Source organism: Albidovulum sp. (assembly GCF_049646345.1).
Classification (GTDB): Bacteria; Pseudomonadota; Alphaproteobacteria; order Rhodobacterales; family Rhodobacteraceae; genus Albidovulum.
In genome coordinates, this window is sequence record NZ_JBARVQ010000121.1 from 1 (window position 1) to 2,106 (window position 2,106).

General features: G+C 65.8%; 2 protein-coding genes. Both read right to left on the minus strand.

Going from position 1 to position 2,106, the window contains the following annotated elements:
• Positions 1 to 686: DUF2793 domain-containing protein (locus WBB85_RS03080; protein WP_432637154.1), on the minus strand; the 686-nt coding region annotated here is incomplete at its 3' end.
• A partial coding sequence (locus WBB85_RS03085; protein WP_432637155.1) for a phage tail protein occupies positions 679 to 2,106 on the minus strand: 1,428 nt, incomplete at its 5' end. The genes WBB85_RS03085 and WBB85_RS03080, both read right to left, overlap by 8 nt.

Genomic DNA, 2,106 nt, shown 5'->3' on the forward strand with positions numbered 1-2,106 from the left:
ATATAGTGCACTGCGATGCGAACCGATCCGCCAGCGAAATCACCTCCCTCAGCATCCAGTTGCATGGCCTCGGGCAGGTAGAAGGCCGTGGGGTGCCCCAACACCCCGCGTGCGAATGACCCCGCCGCCAGACCCAGCCCCGACCCGTAGCGCCCCGACGCACCGGGATTGCCCAGGGCCCAGCCGGTCAGTGTGCCGGTGATCGTTGTCAGCACCCGCGCCGTAACGCCGACCACGACCGCGTTTGAAGGAATGATCACCGCCGTCGTTGACACTGGCCCTGCGCCTAACGTGTGGTCAATCTCGTTCACCTTGAAGGCAAGGCCCGCATTGTTCGGTGACAGTGTCGTCATCCCGCCGCGCCAGTCTGCCCCGTCATGGATCGCCGCCTCCCCCTCGTCGAGGATCACCGCGCGCCAGCCCCGCTTCGGATCGACGAATTCCCACCCGCCATTGGTACCGACAGCCAGCCGCCCGTCCTGCCCCGACCATTCGTTCACCGCGCCAACAGGCACGGCATAGCAGATGCCATCCATCACGGAGATGGGGGGCAATGTGACGCTCCGCGAAGCGATGACCAGTTGCACCAGCCCGTCCAGCAGCGCGAAGGCCTCGTTCACGGTCACATGTTTCTGGGCCTGCGCCGGTTGCACCAGAGGCAGGCCAAGCTGAGTAGTATTAGACATCGAAAGTGATCCTCCTGAAGGGGCCGGGTCCGAACGCGGTCGACAACTGGGCCACATGGATTTCAAACGGCGCGGTCACGCCATCGGCGGCCTGCGCGCCCGCCGAATAGGTCCAGATTGGCTGTGGCACGATGACCTCGCGCTTCTGGTTGCCCGCTTTCACAACCCGCACCAGATAGCGCTCAAAACTCTCGCCCAAGGGCACATCAACCCCCGACCAGCTGTCGCCATCGATCCGGGTCCGGCGGATCCATGTCACATCAACCGCCCCTGCACTCCCCGGACGCACCCGCAGATGGGCGGGGGAAAGCGGCCGAAGGCCGATCCCTGAAAACGCCGCGACCGAATGAGTATAGGACGGATCATCCACCGCCCGGGTGCCCGGGCCGATCCGGTAGTGCCGCGCCAGATCGCGGGCACTGAGAGGCAGGTCGATCTGCTGGAGCGCGCCGTTGATCAGCACCACATAAGAGCCGATAGGCCAGGTTGCGGGCGATACGGCATCGGTCCCGGCCTGCCCCCTCAGACGCATCGACAACGCGTAGGTATCGGGTGCGACCAACACTGCATCGGCGAACTGGAACAGTTCCCAATTGTCGGGATCGCCGTCGCCGATGGCCATCACATTGGCGCCGTTCAGCACCTGACTTGCACCGACCGAACTCAGGGTTCCGCCCGACATGACGACGCGCAAAGGGGCACCCCGATCCCACACCCCCGGCCGGGCCGCAGAAAGAACCGTTTCGGTCTGCCCGATCACCGAGGCGCGCGTGATCAGCCGGTTGAGCGTGTAGCCCGAATCGCTGTCCGACGAATGAACCGCGGCCGATCCCGGCCATGGCGTCGCCGTCACCGCCAGATGCGGCTGATGCGGCACCTCGTCACCACTCATCAGCGGCAGGTCCATGAACAACGAAAAGACCGGAACCGGCGGTGCGAAGCTGCGCACCGTCACCCGCTCCTCGGCCTCGTCCGAGGCCTCATAGACCCCCGGCTCCACCCGCACCGCGTCAATCGCGATCGCGCCCGCCTGCTCCACCCGGTCAATGCGGTAGCTTCCCGCCGATCCGAGCGTCACGACATCGCCCGCTCCAAGATGGCCGAGCGAGGGCGGCAGCGCGAACCGCGCGCCATCGCGCGACACCCGCGCCTCAGACAACCACCGCTCGACTGTCTTCTGGCCCTCCGACCGGATCAGGGCCAGCGACATTTCCGACTGAGCGATGCCCAGCACTTCCTCATCGGGGAAAATCGCCTCGACCGCGCGCGCCTCATAATCGCCCTCGGCCTCGACATAGTTCAGCCGCACCCGCCCCGCGATCTCGGCCTCGGTCGCCCGCGCCGTCTCCACCCAGCCATCGGTTTCCTCACCGACGGCCAACTGATCATCGGTGATCTCCGTTATCGGCACACCGTCGCG